Raw genomic sequence first — 21,477 nt, forward strand, 5'->3', positions numbered from 1 at the left:
TACATAAAATTAAAAATAAGGCAGCCGATTTTTAATCGATTGCCTTATTTTTTATTCATAGTTTTAGTTCTATTCTTTTCGCACAGCTTCAAAAGTAATCGTTTGATTTGCATTTGACGGTTCTTTTTCATAAACATATTCAGCAGAGCGAGTAATGTTTGAGAAACCTATACTTTCTAAAAGAAGTATAAACTCTTCTATTCCATACCAGCGCAGCGCAAAGCGTTGCAATTCTGTTTGTACTAACTGTCCTTTACTCCACTTTTCATATTTCAAATATGATACAGTAACTTGGTTCAGCCAATCTATTTCAATTGATTTATTTTCTAATGTGACTCCATCTCCGCTTGGCAAAGAGAAAGTCGATGTATGAATTTCCCCAGTCTTCCATTTATGCGGGAGCATAATATCTACGATTAATCGTCCACCTGGATTAAGATGTTCATAAAAACATTTCAATGCATTTATAGAATCCAAACGATTTTCAATTAAACAAAAAGATCCAGTAGGAATGATAATTGCGTTATATTTATGCGGAAGTGAAAATTGTTGCAAGCTTCCTTCATACAAATTAGGATGTAAGCCTCTCTCTTTACAGCGCTTACGGCAAGAATCTAGCATTTCAGGCGAATAATCTATCCCATCCACTTTAAAACCAGCCTCTAGAAGCGGAATGATGACACGCCCTGAACCTACTGCAGCTTCGAGGATTCTTCCTCTACAATCTTTTAAACGTTCTTTGTAATACTCAATATCACCATTTAAAGAATAACCGACTGGTTTTGTGTAATCATACAGTTCCGTACAAAGTGTACTATAAAAGCTAAACATTTATTTTCTCCTCCGTTTTTACGTACGGAAGATTTCAATTCAACTAATCTTCCTGTACCTCTAATTTTAATGAGATTTCGAAAGAGCTGACTATCATAATATATCACTCACTTTCCATAGAATATAATGATATTGTATTACATAACCTTCCAATTTGAAATATAAAAATTAAAAATTCAGACTACAAATTAAAGAGCTTACTTTAGTAAGCTCTTTAGAAAAAATATTTATTTCACAATCGGCAATGTCACTTCACTTAATTTCACTGTAAGTTTCGTGCCAGCTTTCGGTCTAATTGTATAATCATAATCACTTGCAATTAAAACAACTCCGATTTGATGCCCCGCTTTAAATACATAATCATCTGGTTGCATGTCCCATGTGAATGTATAATCTTTGCCCGGTTGAATCGCTGTTGAATTTTCTATACTCTTTACGTTTTGTGGGTCCATCCAGCCTCTCGTTACGATTTCCGGCTTCGCTCCTCCATAGTCAACAAGTAACGCTGTTAAATTTGATACAGATCGATCAATATTTCCTGTAATTGAAATCTTTGGTGTACCACTTATACGCGTATCTTTTTGCAGTACAGGCATTGTATATACTAATCGATTTGCTACTTCTAATTCTGGGTTTGCTACTAATTGATTTGATTTTATTTGTGCATCATCTAAGAATGAGAAAACTTTATTAGCCGATCCCATACTTAGTGGCAAATTGACTGATTTATTGCTTAAATACATACGGATTTTTGAAGGTACAGCCGCTGGATCTGGCCAATTTTTTATCTTTTGCCACGTTTTATTTTCTCTTTGCACATCAACCATTGGTTCATCCATAATTCCATTTTCAATTCCGTACAACCAATAATCTAACCATTTATTTTGTGTTTGCTGCCAGTTATTACTTGATGTCCCACCATGACCACCTTGGTGTAGCCACATTTTACGCGGAACATTATTTTCTCCAAGTGCTTCCCACCATTGCGCGAACTGTTTCGTTTTAACATTCCAATCGTTTAAACCATGAACAACAAATACACTCGCTTTTACATTTTTAGCATCTTTTACATAGTTACGTTTATCCCAAAAATCATTATAATTACCTGTTTTTCGGTCTTGTCCAGCCGTTAACTCTTTTATAACTTGTCCGCAAACTTCAGGGGTTTCCCTTGTCAGTACTGCTTCTGCCATATTATCTGTATCTTCTCCTTGATACCCGCCTGGAGCAATGACTGCACCATTTGCACGATAATAATCATACCAACTACTAATTGCTGCGATTGGAATAATTGTTTTTAAACCTTCAACTCCAGTAGTCGCAACAGCATTTGGTAATGTACCATTATAAGAAACTCCAGTCATACCTACATTGCCTGTAGACCAATTTGCCTGAACTTCCTCACCCTGTTCTGTAAATGCTTTCGCGCGACCGTTTACCCAATCAATAACAGATTTTGTCCCGAGTATCTCTTGTTCATCTCCAGTTGTAGGGCATCCATCTGATTTTCCAGTACCGATACTTTCGCCTAAAATAACTGCATAACCTCTTGGCACGTAATAGTTCCCATACGAACCAAGATTAATCGCTCCATACGGTTTTCCTTCATACGCATACAATTCTTTATCTACATTATATACAGGAACATCTTTTAATCCAGATCGATATGGACTCATTTCATAAATAACAGGAACTTTCACATTCGGATCTGTCTTTGGACGCATAACTTTTATCGATACTCTGTCTTTCTTACCGTCTCGATCACTATCAACTTCTGTCTCTACATATAAATTTTCGATAATAGCTTCATCGAGAGAATAAATCGGTTTTGTCATCCCATTTTCTAATTCAATTTTCGTATTTTTAGTCTCTTCCTTCTTCTCTGCATGCACATCCATAGTAAAGCTAGGTATAATTGTTGCAGATAGCATTGCTGACAGTGTAATTGCCATTTTCTTTTTACTCAAAATATTCCCTCCCCTTATTCGTTCTCTTTTACTATATAACAAAATAACTGAAAATTCAGTTTTATTTTTATATAAAAGTTGAGAAACTCAAAGATTTCTTATTAAGTAAAATTTAATGGAGGTGTGAAATTATTTTCCCACTCCCACCTTCTTTATAAAGTGAAACTTTAATCAGCCCTCACCAATTGGGCGTTTACGATCAGCAGGGCCACTTCTTTGCTTTCGCTGAATTTTGAGGTGGGGTCTTACTGCCCGGCAAATAGCGGGATAAATAGAGAAAAAGACAACCGATATTTCTATCGCTTGCCTTACATTCCATTTATTATTTTTCTAACTCTTTAAAGGTATCTTTCAAGTCTTTATCAGATACCTTTATATCTGCATTTTTAAGCAGTTCTCTAGTAACTTGTTGATGGAATTGAGGATCTTGTATACGTTGCTGTTCTAATTCTTTACGAATATTCTCTTTCTCTTCCTCATACGGTTTAAGCTCTTTTTTATCCGTTAGCTTAATAATATGATATCCGAAAGAAGATTTAACAGGTTCACTCAATTGACCAACTTCTAACTTATACGCAGCATCCTCAAATTCTTTCACCATCATACCAGGTCCAAATTCAGATAGTTCCCCACCTTTTTCTTTAGAACCTGGATCCTCTGAATATTGTTTAGCCAATACCGCGAAATCTTCGCCACTATTTAATTTTTCTTTAATTTCTTTTGCTGTCTTTTCATCTTTTACTAAAATATGGCTAACTTGAAGCTTTGGCTTATAATGATCTTTAATATCTTTTTCCGTTACGGTTGCTTTAATAGCTTTTTCAAAAGCAAAAGTAAGCTTTAATTTCTCTTTCAACTGATCTTCATTTTTCACACCATTGGATTCCATATATGTATTAAAATTATCGCCCATCTTGTCTTTTAATTCTTTTAGTTGTTTCGTTACCTCTTCATCCGTAACTTTATATTTATCATGTAATACTTTCTCTACTACCATTTCAGATAAATTCTGTTTACCGTAGTTTTCTTTTAATTTTTTGTTAAAATCACTTTCTGAAATGCTTCCTGATTTTGTCGTTACAATATTATCTGATGAACCACATGCAGATAAAGATAACGTCATACCCATTAAAATGCTACCAATTACTAATTTCTTTCTTTTCAAATCTGAATACCTCACTTCATTAAATTCAAATATAACTATGTAAATATAACGTTTTCCTGTGAACTTCACGTGAATTTAATGAAAGTAGAACATTTGCTAATTCTCTATTTAATGCATCAATTTCGAAAATTATGGTGATTCATCCTATATCGCTAATCTCTAAAGCTGCAAAAAGGACTAATATTTTCATTAGTCCTTTTTCACATTTATATAAAATTGAATTTCTCCATCTATAGAGGAAACTCCATATTCAAAACCATGCCTTTCTAAAATACTTTTCACTATCGCTAGTCCTAATCCTGTACCTGATTTTTCTTTACTACGAGAAGATTCTAGTACATAAAAAGGCTCCCAAATTTTCTCGATATCCTTAATTTTATCCGTAGGAATGCCGTTTTTTATTTGGAAATATATACTTTTATTTCTATCTTCTAATGTAATTATTATGTTTTGATTTGCTGTATATTTTATCGCATTAGAAATTAAATTTTGAAACACCATTCTCATTTTATTTAAATCTGCATAAACGATTGTATTGCCTGCATTACAATTTACTTGCAAGTTAATTTCTTTCGAATCCAGTTCAATCTGATGCTTATCTAATATACTCTGAACCAGTGGTTCAATGGGGAATTCTTCTTTTTGTAAAATATCTCTTTCTAGTTTAGAAAATCGTAATAGTTCTTCAATTAAGTTTGATATTTGATCTGTTTGTTTAATAATTGTATCTACATAAGTCCCATCATCTAATCCATCTTTAATCCCCATAGAGTATGCTTTTACTAATGCGATCGGTGTCTTTAATTCATGCGTTACATCACCCATAAATCGTTTTAAATGTTCATTACGATCAGTTAAGTCTTGATGTGCTTCATGTAGTTTTTCACTCATGATATTAATACTATTGGCCAACTCTCCTATTTCATCATTCGTTTTCACTTTCGTTCTTTTAAACTGCAAATGTGAAATATCCTGAGCCACATCACTTAACTCTTTCAGTGGTGTCGTTATTATTTTTGAAAGTATCCACACAAGTAAAATAATAAGAAGGAGCGAGAAACATAGGATATATAAGTAAAATGTATTTAACGTATTTATAATTTCATTTGAATTCGCAATGGAAGTCCCAATTAAAATTATCGTATCATCTTTCGCAATATATTTAGCAAAAAAACTCGCTTTTACCTTTCCTTGATCATACAGTTTATTCGATTGCCCTTCCGTCTTCACTTTCATAACTTCGTCTTTCGTAATCCAGAGCTTATTTAACGTTACTTTCTTTTTCGTAAGTTGCATGCGTAACTCGTCGTTCATAGCATCTTCTGACTGATTAATTGGCGTATACGCAATTGTAACGTTATTTTCACTTTCAATTGTATGAATAACATCTTCTAAATCATTGACTGGCGCATTTTGTATTTGAGTTGTAAATTCATTTAAGTTTTCACGTGTTTTATAAATATTATATTTCGGCAGGAGAAAGTTAATTAATAATAAAGAAATTGTAAATATAAGAATAACGGTTAAAGAAATGCTGAGAAATAGCTTTTTCCCAAGTTTATTCACTTTGTTCCTCCAAACTATAACCCAGCCCACGATGCGTCTTAATAATATTTTCTCCAATTTTTTTACGCAGCCTTCTTACATGTGTATCAACCGTTCTCTCTTCTCCAAAATAGTCAAATCCCCATACAATGTCTAACAATTTTTTACGAGTTAAAATCGTTCCTTTATGATTTAAAAAGCATTTTATTAATTCGAGCTCTGTTTTTGTAATTTCTAACTCTATATCATTTTTATATACTTTATTTTTGGCGAAATTTATCTTTACATCTTGTACTTGAATAATATCATCATGCTGAATAAGTTTTTTCGCTCGCGTAATTAGTACTCCTGGATGAAATGGTTTTTTCACGTACTCATCTGCCCCACTTTGAAGCGCTGCTAATTCATCTTCACTTTCACTTTTCGCCGTAAGCATTAATACTTTTACGCTTGAATTCTTTTTTATTTCCTGACAGACAGTAATACCACTATGTTTTGGCATCATCCAATCCAAAATAGCTAAATCAATTTTTTCATCATAAAATATTTGAAGTGCTTCCTCCCCGTCTTTTGCTAAAAAAACTTCAAATCCTTCTTTTTCAAAATAAGCTTTTAAAATCCTTAACATATCTTGTTCGTCATCTGCAATTAAAACTTTCATATTTTTTCCTCCATTGCTTTTAAACAAAAACCAATTGTATCATACAACATCTTTGTTACATGAATGTGACAGAAAAATATTTAAAGCTTTTGAGGGGATAGTAATGGTGAGGTGTTGTACTATGATAAAAAAAATCGGGGTCATTTCTCTTCTTCTATTTCTATTATCAACAAATGCGTTCGCAAATACAAATCAACAAATTGAAGTATTTGATTGTCAAAAAGAAATGGTCATTCAAAAGCAATCTTTAGATCCAGTAATCCAAAAAGAAGCAGTTCAATACGCTAAAGCAATAACTGGTCCATTTAAAAACTTAAATGTCGTTCCAAAAGATGGCTATATGATAAAAATCCCTTTATCTAAGCCGGTTTCTATTACTAATCAATGGTTACACACTACAATAGACGAAGTACTTATACTGCTCCCACTAAATGAAAAGCCTTATATTATGCTTTATGATGATGAAAATAATCCGCATTTTTATTATGTAAAAGGTAAACCAGGATTATTATTGAAACAAATGAAGGTTAAAATGTAATTGAATGAAAAGGAGTCACCTTATAAGCTAAATTTTAAAAGCTAAGGTGCTCTTTTTTATAATAACAATTTGGTAAATGAAATTATAAAAGTTGTTTTTAATATAAGGGTCGCACCTTCATATATATCAGGGATTTTTAAAATATATCGATTTATCAACGAAAATACCTTTCCGTAGCTATTCTTTGGATAGCAATCTCTATAATAGTTTGTAGTGACTCGATCCCTTATATAATCCCCCTTTTACAAATCCATTTGAAGTATAAAACACATCCCCTTGCTTCGTGTCAGCATGTAAAACAATCACTTCAAAATACTTTTCCGCATGACATAATAGTTGATTTAATAATAAATTCCCTAACCCTATACGCCGATAATCCTTGGAAATATAAAATCTCCTCAACCGCCCAATCTTATTGTCTTTTGTGTACGGATCTTTATTTAAACCTCCAACTCCGATTAACATATCCCCTTGGAAAATACCATATAAACATTCTCCAGTTTTATTGAATACATTTACTTTGTTTTTATATTCATTTATTAGTCTTATAAGGAAATTAAACCCTTCTTCTTCACTGTCTTGAACGAGATGACTGAATTCATATTCCATTAAATTTTCTATTTGTTGAATATGTATATCTTTCAAGTCCATTCCCCCTAAGTACGAAAATACATAAAAATGCTCGAGAATCATTTATTCTGAGCATTTTTATGGTTGTTACTTTATTTAATTCATAGTATGCATATACTTCACTTCATATGTAAATCGATAATACAGTTAATTAATTTTATTATGAAAATATAAGAGCCTTGCTACAATCTAGTGTGTGGTAAGGCTCTTTAAAGTTGTGTAATTCTTATTGAACTAAAGCACCTGTTTACTTAAATGAATACATACACATTTATAATGTCTCTCAAATATAATATCAGTTTATATATTCCCCATTCTTCTCTAACAGGTTCAAGATAAATTGTAATTTGTTAATCAATATGTTTGTGTAACCACTGTTCAAATATTTTTAACTGTTCTTCAGTATGAAAGTAATGTTCACCCGTCTCCATAACTTCTAATTCACAACGATTTTTTTTTGTAAAATAGTTAATAGTTTCAAATTCGCACAGTTCATCCTTAGCTCCGTACATAATATATGTATCTGTATTCCATGTACTAATAGGATGCTCTTTTACATAGCATAAATAATCCCAATATAACTTTTGACCAATAGGTGTCTCTATAGTCATTTCTTTTTGTAAAAGCTCCGGTGTTACATTAAACCATTTCATCATATTTTCGATAATTCGTTCCATATTAACTACTGGTGATAAAAATAATGCCTTTTCTATCACATCATTTTGAAAAGCTAAAAGGCTAAAATACGCTCCCATACTACATGCAAACACGTTTATTTCTTTCCAATGTTCTTTTGCGTAGTTCATAATTATAGATAATTCATTAACACAAAACTGTACTTTACAAGGAGTGTTATCATTCTTTCTTTCTCCATGCTCAGGTAAATCAAAGCTTAATACTTGATAACCTTTTCGATCGGCTTCTTCAGCTAATATTTGAATAACTGCATCTTCCTTATTTGACATATTTCCATGTACTGCAATAAAAATTTTTTCACTCTTATCTCCCCACAAAACCGCAGGAATATTACTAATTTTAAAATTATTTTTAAGCATATTCCCCTCCATAAAATAAGACATATAGGACTCGAAAAAAATGCACACACTTTATTTATCTCTGTACAGCAGGCAGTATCCGCTTTAAATCTATTAAATCATCTATTACTATATCAGCCTGAGCAAGTTCCTCTTCTTGCGCAAAATCAAAATTGCATCCAATTGCAAGTAAACTGTTATCTTTCGCTGCATTTATATCAGATAGCCGGTCACCGACTACCGCTGCCTCTTTTATATCATATTTGTTCATAATCCTTTTAACTAAGTCACCTTTATTTAGCGATTGTATTTGTTCAATACTAAACGTTTCAGTCACCCACTTGTCTAAAGCATAATACGTTACGATTGCTCGTAAATATTCTTTCAAACCATTACTAGCAATGTAAATTGAACAATTATTTTCTTTTATATATATAAATATTTCTTTTACATTTGGATATAAAGCGCCTTTTCCGCTTTTTATGTTTTCAATTAGTCTATCTAAAAAATATGCATCTGTTTGTTCTCTTATTTCAATAGAATGTTCCGGTAATAAAGCTTCCCAAACTTTCGGTAGCGGCACACCCATAATTTCACGGTATTTTTCAATCGGTGTTACCGTATCCCATAATTGAAGTGATCTTAAGTGATCAAAAGTATCATCTAACGATAATTCTAAAATTTTATCTGTTTGAAATAATGTTCCATCCATATCAAAAATTAATGCTTGTAACATTCTTATCTCTCCTTTTGGACTATAGTTTTACCAGATATATTTTTAAGAATCTCAATAATAATTTCTGAGCAATAATTTGCAGCAGTTTTCGCGAAATCATCATAAGAAACTTGAGCTTCATCATCTGCACTGTCAGAAATACATCGTATAACAAGAAACGGTATATCATTTATGTAGGCAACATGTCCAATTGCTGCACCTTCCATTTCTGTACAATGAGGTGCGTATTCGTCTATTAATTTTGCCTTTAACTTTGAATCTTCAACAAAACATTCACCACTTACAATTCTTCCTTCGTGAGCTTGAATATTTGAACTATTACTGTTACATGCTTTACGTGCTAACTCTATCAATTCCTTACTTGCAATAAACTCCTCTTGAAACGGGAATAATTTTTTCATTTGATTTTTACTTACATCATGATGAGTAACATTCGTTGAAATAACTACATCACCAACTTTTACATCTGGATGTAATCCACCAGCAACGCCCGTATTGATGATAGAGTCTACATTAAATTTATGAATTAATGTTTGCGCACATGCAGCTGCATTTACTTTCCCTACACCAGAACGTGCAATAATTACTTCTGTTCCCATGAATTCTCCAATATAAAATGGCATTCCCGCTATTGTCTGTTCTTCTTGTATTACTAGCTTTTCTAAAAGTAAATCTATTTCAATTTGCATTGCTCCGATAATGCCGATTCTGTTCATGTATGTAGTCCCCTTTATTAATTAATCCCTTTAATCCTCTCTGACATAACCGACAATAAAAATTTCGGAAGTACAAGTTGTCTCTTTAATCTTTTCGGCTGTGAGAGTAACCTATACAGCCATTCAGTTCCAGTATCCCTCATTATTTTCGGTGCTCTTTTTACAGTACCAGATATTATATCAATCATTCCTCCGATACCAATAGATAGCGGAACGTTTAATGTTTGTATGTTTTCATAAATGAACTCTTCTTGTTTTGGTGAACCTAGTCCTACAAGTAATAAATGCGGCTTGAATTGCTTAATTTTCATTTTTATTTCTTCTATTTCTTCACCATTTACAAAGCCATGCTGTCCTTTAAATTGTGCTCCTGGGAACTGCTCATTTAATTTTTCTAATGCCTTTTTATTACTTTCTGGCGCAGCTCCAAAAAGAAAGACACGATATTCATTGTCGTTACAATATTTTATTAAATCGTGAGTTAAATCCGCCCCAGTAACACGTTCTTTCAAAGTTCCTTTTAATATTTTCGAGCCAATTATGACACCAATCCCATCCGCTGTTATTAAATCCGCAGATAGTAACATCTTTTTAAACTGCTTTGATTTTTCCGTATTTTCCTTTGCAGACATAACAATTTCAGGATTTGCAGTTACTACAAACCTTGGTTTCTCTTGTTGTTCATGTAGCCAACCTTTTAATAAACTTATAGCTTTTGCATATTCTAAAGTTGAAAAAGGTATACCTTTTATAAACTGCTGATCCACTATACTCTCCCCTTACATAAGCTGTAAATATTCATCAATGTCTTTAGAAATTTGAATAAAAGCTTTATTCCAAAATTCATAATTTCTTATATCTATTTCAAAATGTTTTTTCATAAGCTCCTCTACTGGAGCCTTTCCTGTTTCTCGTAAGAACTCTTTATATTTCGAATGAAAAGTACTTTTACCTTCTTGAGCTATTTCTAATAAGCTAAAACTTACTAAATATCCAAATGTGTATGGATAATTGTAAAAAGGAACATCTGCTATATAAAATTGAATATATTTCATCCATACAAACGGCTGGTATTCACTTAAAGCTTTTCCATAAGCTTCTTTTTGTACCATTATAGATAATTTCTCAATTTCATCAGCACTTAATGGACCCTCTTTACATTTTTCATAAAATGTTTTTTCAAACTGATACGATGCTCGTATTGCCATTACATAATTAAAACTATTTCTTATTTTCCAGCTAAGTAATGACTTTTTCATATCTTTACTATCCGTTGTTTCAATTAGATAATTTAAGAGTACCGTTTCAAAGAAAATAGATGCTGATTCAGCCGTACTCATCGGCAAATAATCATCTAAAAAAGATGTAGATTGTTCAAAACTCATATTATAAAAATGCCAAGCATGTCCTAATTCATGAGCGAGCACTCTTACACTATCTATACTCCCATCATAACGCATGGAGATTCTCGATTCTTTCTCACTGAAAAATGGAGCACAAAACCCACCTGGTGGTTTATTCTCTCTCGGTTCAGCATCTACCCAACCACTTTCTATCGCATTACGTGCAAATTCTGCTAATTCTTCATCAATATTCTTACATGCATCATAAACGTTTTGTATTGCTACTGAAAAAGGAATCATGACCTCATTACTTTCCTTTACCGTCATAAGTGCATGCCATGTAATTGAAGCTTTCCCTTTCTTATACACGTTTAAAGCACTTACTAATTTATCAAGGTTTTCTTCTGTCGCATTCCACATTTGGAATAATACAGTTTCTGAAATGCCATTCGCATGAAAAGATTGTGTTAAAATCTCTCTATCTTCTATTTCATTACTCTTTGCATTACGCAATCTCCCTACTTGATTTAATACAGTAGCAAAGATTTCTTTTTCCTTATGTAAAGCACATGTTAATGACTCGAATACTTCTAATCTTTCCTTTTCATTATCACTATTCATTGCAATAGTATTTGCTTGTCCAAAGGATAATAGTTTATTATTGTGCTCTATTTCTATCCTATCCCGTAATTGTATGTACATATTTTCCCACGCATTAAGTTCATCTTTTATTAACTTAGTATTATCTGAAGTTTCCACTTCATTATGTTTTATTACTTGCTGTAATTCACTTTTTAGTTCCTTCACTTTCACGGTCAATTTAGTAAGGTCAGATGGAACACTTTCTTCAACCGATCGACAGTACAAATAGTATTCTGCTTTTTCAATAGCTTGTATAAGCTTTGAAAGAATCTCTACATCTTTTGTTACAAAATATTGCTCTTTCAACTCCAAAATCGGAAATAGAATATCCTCATTCAAATACAAACGATTTAAATCCCATCTAGCACTTTCTTGCATTTTTATAGCCGCCTCCTATTTTTACAAATAGTTACAGATATTTCTCCCCACACAATTATATATGAAATGGCAAAATTTTGATATCTCCAAATATTTAAATTCCTATAAATATATTCTTATTTATACTCTTTTCTTCTACCATTAAGTATCATTACACATATAAAAAATACTCCCTCTACAAGATTGCATTTGATATAGGAAAACTTCAAAGATTTTATCTTCATCAATACCATATCGACCGATTATCACAGATTAAAAAATAAAAAAGGATTGATCAAAAGATCAATCCTTTACTCTACTTCATTTAAGAAAAATAACGTTATAACGCCAGGTCCTGTATGTGCACCGATTGCTGCACCAATTGTATTTACGATAAATACTTCACAGCCAAATCTTTCCGTAATTAATGATTTTAATGCTTCCGCTGTTTCTAAATCGTCACCGTGAGTCATACCGATTGTTTGACCTTTAAGGTCTTTACCACGTTCTTCCATAATATCAACAATACGGCTTAATACTTTCTTTTTCCCTCGTACCTTTTCAAGTGGTACAAGTTTTCCTTCTTCCACGTTTAAGATCGGTTTAATGTTTAGTAAACCACCGATAAATCCTGCGACTTTGCTTAAACGTCCACCTCTCACTAAGTACTGTAAGTCAGCTACAGTGAAGATATGTTCCATATGGCTTATTAGAAAATCAACACGCTTTAAAATATCTTCTTTTGATGCGCCGTCTTTTGCCATTTTAGCAGCTTCTAAAACGACAAGACCTTGACCAAGCGAAGCACATTTCGTATCAATAATTTCTAAATCTAAGTTAGCATATGTTTCTTTTACTTCCTCTTTAATGACAACTGATGATTGATATGTACCAGACAGTTCAGATGAAAAAGCTAAATATATACAAGGATTACCTTCTTTTGCATAAGAAACAAATTTTTCTTGGAACGTTTCAAGTGAAGGCAATGATGTTCTATAAACAGCGCCTTCTCTCATTTTTTGCAATAATGTAACTGACTCTAATGTTACTCCATCTAAATACTCTGTTTCTGCTTCATCATATACACGGAGTGGAATTAAATCAATATCATATGCTTGCAGCAATTCTACTGGTAAATCCGCCGCACTATCCGTAATGATTTTAACACCCATTTTTAAACCTCTATTCTGTTATAAATATAAAATAATAAAATAAAAATAGTACTTTTAAATTATATACGTAAAACTTAAATGAAGAAAGGAAAACACTTTATATTGTATGCACTATTCTTCAAAACTTGAACTATTAATGAAAATGATCCTATTTTAAACACCTTTTTCTTATTATTTTTCTAAAACACGAATAATTTTATAAGTATTTTGTATCATTATATTTTAATTCTTTATCTTAATATAATCTTTTCAAATTCATACTGTTTAAAATTTAAAAGCCAAATCCAATAAAGGAAATGGCTTTTACATTTTCATAAAATAACCAAACTTTATTTTCCATCAAATTGTTTGTTTACATTCATACTTTGGTGATGTTGAATATTAGTCCAGTTATGATAAATATTTATAGCCTGTACTATAATTAAAACAGTGAATATTCACCTGTAAGAATCACTAGATAAAAACAAGTTAAACATTTTATAAAATATTTAATTTTACTAGTAAAGCTAATAAAATTTGGAGAAGAATTTGAACATTTACTGCTATGTCTGTATCCGTAGTCGTAACTGTAACATTTCTAGAATTTCTAATAACAGTTTCTTGTTTATTAATTTGTTTAATAGATGATTTTTGAAACAGTTCTTGTGCTACACGGTCAGCTTTTTCACTATCTGCTATAGAAATACTTATTATAACCACGATAGCTGCTTGTAATGCTGCTTGAATAGATAAAGCAGCTTTTGTATCTGTAGTAGTAACTTCTACATCTGCGGAATCTACAATTGTAATAGATTCTTCAGAAATTTGATACGTTTTACTTTCTTGCGCAGCTGCTTCTGAAACGCTAGCATTTTTAAAAGATGGATGAGGATTTGAGGAATCTAATGCACTCCACTTTTTATTTTCATCTGAATGACATGTTTTGTCCATATGTTCACCCCCCTTCAATCTAAATAATTATTAACTTGTGATTGTATTTCAGAAACAATACTTTTAATTTGCTGCTTTTTTTCTGGTGATAAATTTTTTAATTTTTCTTCATTTATCCCATGCCTATTAAAAATATCTGAGAGTAAAAGGTCTATAATTATATTCTTTTGATCCTTATCAAACTTAAAGGAAGAAAATTTATTTAAATCATCCATTTACAATGTTCACTCCTATCAGTTTTCTATAAAAATTTCAAATAACTACCAGCATTATATGTATTTAAATAAAAATTGCTTGGACAAGTAACTTAATCTTCTATTTTTACTTTTTTTACTAATAAAATCAAAAAGCTGTCTTCTAATACGAAGACAGCCCTCCTTTACTTCACATATTTAAGTTTTATTCACTGTTAAATAATAAGTTCATCTTTGTTATTGTGTAGTTTTCCACACTTAATTTCCCATAAATCTTGAATATTAATTCGGTCATAATGAGAAGTCCAAGCTTGTACCACATATTACAACAAAAAATATTTACTTAGAGTGAACCCTTATAGCTAAACTTTATAAAATGTTTAGTTTAACTAGTAGCGCTAATAAAATTTGAAGGAGAATTTGAATATTCACTGCAATATCTGTATCAGTAGTTGTTACGGTTACGTTTCTAGAATTTTTAATAAATGTTTTTTGTCTATTAATTTGTTTAATAGCTGATTTTTGAAATAATTCTTGTGTTATTTTATCTGCCTTTTCACTATCTGCTATAGAAATACTTACTACAACTACGATAGCTGCTTGTAATGCCGCTTGGATAGATAGCGCAGCTTTTGTATCTGTAGTAGTAACTTGTACATCTGCTGAATCAACTATTTCAATATATTCCTCAGAAATTTGATCGATTTCATCTGTTTGTATAGCTTCCTCTAAAAAATTTGCATTTTTACTAAACGAATAATCATTTAATGATTCGTAATCTTCTTTTTTTGGCTCGCAATCCTCTTTTTTTGGCTCAGGAACTCGTTTTTTCGGCTCAAACTCCCGGTTTAATGGATCCCGATTTTTCTTTCTTCTACAAACTTCACATTCACACATAAAATCACCCCTTTTAGACTAAAAAATTAGCAATATGAAAATATTGGCTAACTACTAGCATTTTATGTATTTTTTAAAAATTTGTTTGGACAAGTAACTTGATTTTCTATTTTACTTCTAATTCTTTTTTCTAATAACAAAAGGCTGCCTTCTAATAAGAAGACACCCCTCTTTTATTTCACATTTATATAAAAGACCCATACTTAAATACACTAAACTTCATATAATATATTGCATCCTTTCTTTTTAGAATAAGTAGTCGTTTACTGAAGGGCACTTTTCGAAGTGCTCCTATCTTTAATCCCCCTCTTTTTCAGGAAGAGTTTTTTTACTAAACCCTGATTTGTATCACTAAGGCTAGGGATTACGACATTTCCTTAATAAATTCAATGAATACAGTAGCTACTAATTAAAATACCCCTATGATCTTCTCTACACTTAAACCATCGCGCGTTACCGAACGCATGAATTAATTTTTATTTTGACTATGTAACACTAAATTCACAAGATTATTATCCTATGTTTGGTGAAGCCATCATTTCAATGCCAGCAACCCCACACTTTTAACTAATAACTTAAACAAATGGGCTACCTCAAGGTTCCTTTGATATAGTATCTTATGTTCTATATAATGAAGAGAGCGCTAGTATTCCGAAGGAGGATATATATGAGTATTCAATTGGCCACATCTAACGATTTAAAATGGATTAATAGTCAATATGACTCAATAGGATTTGTACGAAGTGATTTAAAGAGAGATAAAGTTGCAATTATTACATATAACAACGAGTATGCAGGTGTTGGCCGATTAGTCCAAATAGATGAAGATACTTTAGAAATGGGCGGGATTTTTATTCTGCCTCAATTTAGAGGGCTTCAATTAGCTGGTGAGCTTGTTTCATTTTTAGTAGAAACTGCGAAAAAATCACAAATACAAAATGTATATTGTCTTCCTTTTGAGGAATTAGAAAACTTTTATAAGAAATATGGATATACTGAAGTCGATACTACGACAGAAGCAGTCCATCCAATTATTCTAAAAAAATATAATTGGTGTTTGGAGAACTACGATAAACACGTTCTACTATTTAAATTGTAAATATAATAAAGTGAAACTTTAATCAGTGGGAGTTTTAATCAAATCCCTCACCAATCGGGCTTTGATTAAAACTCTATGTTCCGTCAATACTATAGATAAGATGATTGTATTTCTCCATTTCCCCTTGGAGAGGAGCAGTTGGCTTTTGCTAGCTGCTCTTTTATTTTTTCAAAAAGTCACATAAATATCTTTAATTCCAAACATTCAAAAGATAAAATATGATATGATTGTTATGAAGATATTTACCAACTAATAAATGCGCCCTAGACTTACGTACTAGGGCGTATTTATTTTTTAGTATGTAACTCCTTCACTCATCTATTATCCACAAAATAAGTATCATATGCCTTATCAAATTCATATCCTAACTTTTCTGCTAGTTTAGCAGATGTAGTATTCGCTGCGTCCCAGTTTGGATACTTTCCATTTTCTAAGCAATCCAATATAAGAGCTGCACTTACTACAGTTGCCAAGCCCTCTCTTCTATGATTGTGATCAGTCGCAACTTCAATTTCAATCCCATCATTATAAATACTATACGAGGATGCACCGCATACAACTTCTCCGTTATATAAAATGCTATAACCTATACCACGGTTTATATAATCTTCTACCGAATGAAATTGACTTGTGAAATCTTCAGATATCTTATGTAATGTAGGGCTATTTGCGATATACTCGTCTATTCTTCTTAACTCATATTCTTTTGGAAGTGCTGATATAAAAGTTTTTAATTTTGAACGATTAAAAACTTCTGGATTTCGTTTGAATTTATAACGTAAAAACTTATCTATTTTTCTTTCATGGAATGTTTCTAAGCGTTGTTTCCACTCTTCACTATTTACGATAACTAAAATTCTTTCTGGAATATTACGTAATAACTCTTCTGTTTCTTTCGTATTTGGGTCTCCAGCGTAAAATGTAAAAATCCCTACCGTAACTTGTGCTACTTTTGGATTTTCAAGATCATTTACCCAAGCAGTACCCATATGCCCTTGTAAATAAGAAAGTAAAACAACGTTATTGAAATCCTCAAACATAGAAACTAGTTTTTTTCTTGTATGTATATTCGCTTCATACATCATTTACATTCCCGCCTTCTTTAGAATCAACTACTCTTAACATTTTCATGAGCGCTCCATAATTCGTATTCATATACATACCCACCTGTTCATCATAAAAGCAATTGACTATTAAATTAAAACTTCGAATATTTATAAAATATCAGTAAACATAAAATGATTATAACATCTACTAACTATGAAATGATCAACATATAAAATAAGTCAACAATAAATATATTTCTTACCCGTTAACAAACGGTTTGAAGGACCAACATAATTAATTATGTAACAACCCTCAACAATAGTTTGAGGGTGCATTTAAATACATGTGTTATAACTCATTTTTATAAATAAAAGATTCCGTCTCACCGTTCTTATATACTTTAGTCAATTTAACAACTGATTTGTACGTGTTAACGTCATCCTCTATCATTTTTTTCATCTCTTCTATTTCGGCATCACCAGTTCCGCCCTCTATTTTTAAACAGTTCGAAATGGAAAGGTATCCGCTTGATGCCAATATAAAAATAAAAATCGTATCAGGAAAATTAATAAATAATAATCCGTAGTTTAAAGGGTCTCCAGCTGGATGTGATAAAAGTAATCGAAAACCTACCAGTTCAGGTACTTGAACAAAATCTCTAGAAACTCTCGCCTCACCTACTATAGTAATTTGCTTTACTACATTCCCGAGATCATCTGTAAATTCAGTACATCTAGGTGGATTAATTGTTGTTGCTTGGAAAGACACATTTAATTCAGGATTGTTAAAATCGAAAAAGATTGTACTCCCCTCCGTTAAACAATGCGGGCAAACATTTCCTAGCAAGCTAAAGTCCTCTTCAATATATTTAACTTTTGTTTTGCAACTACATACTTTCCCTATTCGAATTGCATCAATCTTTGAACAATCGACAAATATAACCTCATTGTCTTCTTGTACGAATGATACGATACCTGTTTTCTTATTAAATGAAAGAAAATAAGATACAGCAATTTCGTTTCCTGCTATTATGATACTTTCAACTTTTGTATACGGTTCTAGACTCTGTAAAAACTCACATATACTATTTTGGCAACACCCACAATCACGTTTCGGTTCACACCCCACTTACACTCCATCCCTTCTCTATATAGAATTGCTACTACATATATATGAGAAGAAAATAAGAAAAGCTTGGACAATATAACGTTAACGTAGTAATATCGTTACCTACTCGTACATTTATATGGAAATCACACCATTTTTGAGTAAGGACACATAATTTTTACTATAAATACATATAACAATTTCATCTTTCATAAAAAAAACGTTATAATAAGGTGTAGCCTCTACGATTACGTTATAAAGGAGATTAAAACAATGGCTAAAATTAAAGTATACCAAGCAAAAGAGGAAAATATGGAAGCAGTAAAAAACATCATTGATGTTGAGGAACAAAACCCAACTGCTGAAAACTTACAAAATCTATACGCATGTGTATTAGATACTGAAGATATGGCATTGCCTGAATCATACATTGAAGAAGATATCTTAATTGATTCTATTGAAGTTATGGTTAACGCTTCTCAAAGCAAAGTAAGAGACTTAGGTGCTTACGATGTAATCGAAGTTCAAAACAAAGGTAAGAAAACACAAATTTTACTATTAGCAGACGAAGAATACGAAATTATCGAAGGCTAATCTAAATCCGTACATACGAAAAAGCTCCTTTCCAATTAGAAAGGAGCTTTTTCATTACGCTTTTGATGTTTCACTCTTTTTATTCGTTTGTTGTTTCTTAATTACCATGCGCTCATTTCCCATAAAGAAAATGAATATGAATGCTAATCCAGCTGGTACCAATGCCCACATGAATGTTTGAACAATTGAACTAGAAAGAGCGTCAATAATCTTATCTAATATTTGCGGAGGGATTTGAGATCTTGCCGATTCTGATAGAATAGCTCTTGGAAACCTGTTCTTTGGATCATTCCGAAGATTGTAATGCCTAGTGTCATTCCTAACGAACGAATGAAGTTACTCGTTGAAGTCGCAGACCCGCGCTGTTCCATACCGAAGTTGTGAATAGCTGCCATACTTAGTACAGAGAATGAGAAACCGACTCCAAATCCGATAATAATCATATAAACTGTTAATAATGCACGACTTGTTTCTGGTGTTAACGTGCTTAATAAGAATAGTCCAATTAGCATAATAACCGCAGAAATAATCATAATGTTTCGGTAGCTAAGTTTAGTTGTTAAAAATCCGCCTAACTGCGCTGTTACGACTGATCCTAACATCATCGGTAAAAGTAATAATCCTGAGTTTGTTGCGGTACCACCGTATACACCTTGAATAAATAACGGAATGTACACAGTTGCTGACATAAATGCAGCACCGTAACATAAAGCAATAATTGTACTCATTCCGAATAAGCGCTGCTTAAACATCTCAAATGAAATAATTGGTTCTTCTACTTTTCGTTCAATAAAAATGAATGCGATGATTAAAATGGCGAATCCACCAAATAAGCTTAAAATAAAGCTAGAATCCCAATCATATTTTTGTCCACCTAGTTCTAAAGCAAACATTAAACAAATTACTGCACCAACTAAAGTAATTGCACCAAACCAATCAATCTTTTGCTTTCTATGAACGCGTGATTCTTTATAAAAGAATGTAATAAAAATAAGTGCTAAAATGCCAAGTGGTAAGTTAATATAAAATACCCAGTGCCAGCTAATGTAATCGGTAATATAAGCGCCAAGTAATGGCCCGAAAATACTAGATAATCCAAATACCGCTCCGAATAAGCCACCCATTTTCCCGCGTTTTTCAGGTGGGAAAATATCAAAAACGATAGTAAACGCAATTGGCACTAATGCCCCGCCGCCAATACCTTGAATGGCACGATAAATACCTAACTGTGTAATATTTTCAGCAGTACCACAAAGTGCCGAACCAATCATAAAGACAATTAAACCGAAAATAAAGAATCTCTTTCTACCATACATATCTGATAGCTTACCGAAAATCGGCATGCCTGCCATTTCTGCGACCATATAGGCAGAAACGACCCATACAAAGTTTTCGAGGCCTCCTAAGTCACCAACGATTGTTCCCATCGCCGTTACGACAATGGTATTATCCATCGATGCCATTAAAATACCTAGCAATAAGCCCGCCACAACAAAGCCGAGCTTATTATTCTTCTCAACCATATCTCTTGCTCTCCCTCATACTACTTATATTTGTTTATGTTCTTTTACGACTGCATTACCTTTTTGATTAAAACTAGTATGATATTCTACAACACTAATTTCACATCCAGGACCAATTGTGACGTTGTTGCCTCTTACAACTTCAGCAATCGTATGTTCTAAATAGATATCATCTCCTTCAACAATCGAAGTTTGGAGGTTTCCAGCATGACTAGTAAAAGGAATAAATCTCGTTTTTTTACGAACAGTAATCTTTTTACCACCAATTTCTCTTACCTTACTGCCTTCATAACGAAGTGAGATTTGAATATTTTCAGCATTAAGTAATCCAGCACTTTCAAGACCACCAGTTAATGATAAATCTTCTATTTCAATATCTCCCTTCACATTTAAAGCACCTTTTACATCTACGAAATCACCTGAAAACTTTCCTGCAATATCTATCATACCTCTAACTTTTGTTTTTTCAATATGAGCATCACCATGAATTTGTGTATTACCATATACTTTTACATATTCCGCATCTACATTTCCTTGTACTTCGTTATCTCCATACACGACATAGTTTTTCACTTTCACATTACCGCGTACATCACTCGTTCCGTACGTTTTAAACTCATTGCAACTCATATCATTGGTAATTGTTCCTTCACCGCGAATCTTCACTTTATTATAATCTCCGCCTGCTGAATTACCAGAACCATTTACTGTGAGACTATGTGGATGTTCCATACTGATTTCTCCCTTCC

The 21,477-nt window shown here is 32.2% G+C and carries 21 protein-coding genes and 1 pseudogene; 3 read left to right on the forward strand and 19 right to left on the reverse strand.

Going from position 1 to position 21,477, the window contains the following annotated elements; genetic code table 11:
- Positions 1-69: 69 nt before the first annotated feature.
- The 5 genes from ACTFO4_RS15645 to ACTFO4_RS15665 all read right to left on the reverse strand — a co-directional run bounded on the left by ACTFO4_RS15645 (position 70) and on the right by ACTFO4_RS15665 (position 6,169).
- Entirely contained in the window at positions 70-831 is a 762-nt protein-coding gene (locus ACTFO4_RS15645) for a class I SAM-dependent methyltransferase (protein WP_017673250.1), read from the reverse strand.
- Positions 832-1,058: 227 nt separating this feature from the next.
- A complete protein-coding gene (locus tag ACTFO4_RS15650; protein ID WP_440013901.1) occupies positions 1,059-2,798 on the reverse strand; it encodes a Xaa-Pro dipeptidyl-peptidase in 1,740 nt (579 codons plus the stop codon).
- Between the two features lie 322 nt (positions 2,799-3,120).
- The gene (locus ACTFO4_RS15655; RefSeq protein ID WP_088338711.1) at positions 3,121-3,963 is read right to left on the reverse strand and encodes a peptidylprolyl isomerase PrsA; all 843 of its coding nucleotides are present in this window, start codon (positions 3,961-3,963) and stop codon (positions 3,121-3,123) included.
- 189 nt (positions 3,964-4,152) lie between these two features.
- On the reverse strand, positions 4,153-5,529 hold the full coding sequence (locus ACTFO4_RS15660) for a sensor histidine kinase (protein WP_440013903.1): 1,377 nt from the start codon (positions 5,527-5,529) through the stop codon (positions 4,153-4,155).
- Positions 5,522-6,169, reverse strand: a complete 648-nt coding sequence (locus ACTFO4_RS15665; protein ID WP_000865970.1) for a response regulator transcription factor — start codon at positions 6,167-6,169, stop codon at positions 5,522-5,524. Before ACTFO4_RS15665 ends, ACTFO4_RS15660 begins: the two co-directional genes overlap by 8 nt.
- Positions 6,170-6,290: 121 nt before the next feature.
- Between ACTFO4_RS15665 and ACTFO4_RS15670 the strand changes: the two genes are divergently transcribed.
- Complete coding sequence (locus tag ACTFO4_RS15670; protein WP_440013905.1) at positions 6,291-6,707, forward strand: hypothetical protein; 417 nt, start codon at positions 6,291-6,293, stop codon at positions 6,705-6,707.
- Between the two features lie 198 nt (positions 6,708-6,905).
- Here ACTFO4_RS15670 and ACTFO4_RS15675 read toward each other — a convergent pair whose 3' ends face one another.
- From ACTFO4_RS15675 to ACTFO4_RS15720, 10 genes are all read right to left on the reverse strand, one after another.
- Complete coding sequence (locus ACTFO4_RS15675; protein ID WP_113304098.1) at positions 6,906-7,400, reverse strand: GNAT family N-acetyltransferase; 495 nt, start codon at positions 7,398-7,400, stop codon at positions 6,906-6,908.
- Between the two features lie 287 nt (positions 7,401-7,687).
- Entirely contained in the window at positions 7,688-8,392 is a 705-nt protein-coding gene (locus ACTFO4_RS15680) for an alpha/beta hydrolase (RefSeq protein ID WP_326265178.1), read from the reverse strand.
- 55 nt (positions 8,393-8,447) lie between these two features.
- Entirely contained in the window at positions 8,448-9,107 is a 660-nt protein-coding gene (locus tag ACTFO4_RS15685; RefSeq protein ID WP_017673243.1) for an HAD hydrolase-like protein, read from the reverse strand.
- Positions 9,108-9,109: 2 nt separating this feature from the next.
- Positions 9,110-9,823, reverse strand: a complete 714-nt coding sequence (locus tag ACTFO4_RS15690; protein WP_001079719.1) for a 5'-methylthioadenosine/adenosylhomocysteine nucleosidase — start codon at positions 9,821-9,823, stop codon at positions 9,110-9,112.
- A 17-nt stretch (positions 9,824-9,840) separates the two neighbouring features.
- Positions 9,841-10,590: a WecB/TagA/CpsF family glycosyltransferase gene (locus ACTFO4_RS15695; RefSeq protein ID WP_017673242.1), complete on the reverse strand. Its 750-nt coding sequence runs from the start codon at positions 10,588-10,590 to the stop codon at positions 9,841-9,843.
- 12 nt (positions 10,591-10,602) lie between these two features.
- Complete coding sequence (locus ACTFO4_RS15700) at positions 10,603-12,186, reverse strand: M3 family metallopeptidase (RefSeq protein ID WP_017673241.1); 1,584 nt, start codon at positions 12,184-12,186, stop codon at positions 10,603-10,605.
- A 290-nt stretch (positions 12,187-12,476) separates the two neighbouring features.
- Positions 12,477-13,337 carry a DegV family protein gene (locus ACTFO4_RS15705; protein WP_440013908.1) on the reverse strand — a complete coding sequence of 287 codons (861 nt, stop codon included), beginning with the start codon at positions 13,335-13,337 and terminating at the stop codon, positions 12,477-12,479.
- Between the two features lie 477 nt (positions 13,338-13,814).
- The gene (locus tag ACTFO4_RS15710) at positions 13,815-14,267 is read right to left on the reverse strand and encodes a spore coat protein (protein ID WP_000361676.1); all 453 of its coding nucleotides are present in this window, start codon (positions 14,265-14,267) and stop codon (positions 13,815-13,817) included.
- 14 nt (positions 14,268-14,281) lie between these two features.
- Positions 14,282-14,482 carry a spore coat protein W gene (locus tag ACTFO4_RS15715; protein WP_000342253.1) on the reverse strand — a complete coding sequence of 67 codons (201 nt, stop codon included), beginning with the start codon at positions 14,480-14,482 and terminating at the stop codon, positions 14,282-14,284.
- A 348-nt stretch (positions 14,483-14,830) separates the two neighbouring features.
- A complete protein-coding gene (locus ACTFO4_RS15720; protein ID WP_017673240.1) occupies positions 14,831-15,358 on the reverse strand; it encodes a spore coat protein in 528 nt (175 codons plus the stop codon).
- Positions 15,359-16,025: 667 nt separating this feature from the next.
- On the opposite strand from ACTFO4_RS15720, the gene ACTFO4_RS15725 reads away from it, so the two are divergent.
- On the forward strand, positions 16,026-16,457 hold the full coding sequence (locus ACTFO4_RS15725; protein ID WP_000027166.1) for a GNAT family N-acetyltransferase: 432 nt from the start codon (positions 16,026-16,028) through the stop codon (positions 16,455-16,457).
- 314 nt (positions 16,458-16,771) lie between these two features.
- On the opposite strand, the gene ACTFO4_RS15730 is transcribed toward ACTFO4_RS15725, so the two are convergent.
- Positions 16,772-17,542 carry a GNAT family N-acetyltransferase gene (locus tag ACTFO4_RS15730; RefSeq protein WP_088338710.1) on the reverse strand — a complete coding sequence of 257 codons (771 nt, stop codon included), beginning with the start codon at positions 17,540-17,542 and terminating at the stop codon, positions 16,772-16,774.
- Positions 17,543-17,852: 310 nt separating this feature from the next.
- The gene (locus ACTFO4_RS15735; protein ID WP_000501710.1) at positions 17,853-18,632 is read right to left on the reverse strand and encodes a BC_2878 family exosporium-associated protein; all 780 of its coding nucleotides are present in this window, start codon (positions 18,630-18,632) and stop codon (positions 17,853-17,855) included.
- Between the two features lie 252 nt (positions 18,633-18,884).
- Between ACTFO4_RS15735 and ACTFO4_RS15740 the strand changes: the two genes are divergently transcribed.
- Entirely contained in the window at positions 18,885-19,205 is a 321-nt protein-coding gene (locus ACTFO4_RS15740) for a hypothetical protein (protein ID WP_001062733.1), read from the forward strand.
- A gap of 54 nt (positions 19,206-19,259) precedes the next feature.
- On the opposite strand, the pseudogene ACTFO4_RS15745 reads toward ACTFO4_RS15740, so the two are convergent.
- Both ACTFO4_RS15745 and ACTFO4_RS15750 read right to left on the reverse strand, forming a co-directional pair.
- Positions 19,260-20,728, reverse strand: a pseudogene (locus ACTFO4_RS15745) (MDR family MFS transporter).
- Between the two features lie 24 nt (positions 20,729-20,752).
- Positions 20,753-21,460, reverse strand: coding sequence for a hypothetical protein (locus ACTFO4_RS15750; RefSeq protein WP_017673238.1), 708 nt, complete (start codon positions 21,458-21,460; stop codon positions 20,753-20,755).
- Between the last annotated feature and the right edge of the window lie 17 nt (positions 21,461-21,477).

The organism is Bacillus cereus group sp. MYBKT14-1, assembly GCF_051915185.1.
GTDB classification, from domain to species: domain Bacteria; phylum Bacillota; class Bacilli; order Bacillales; family Bacillaceae_G; genus Bacillus_A; species Bacillus_A cereus.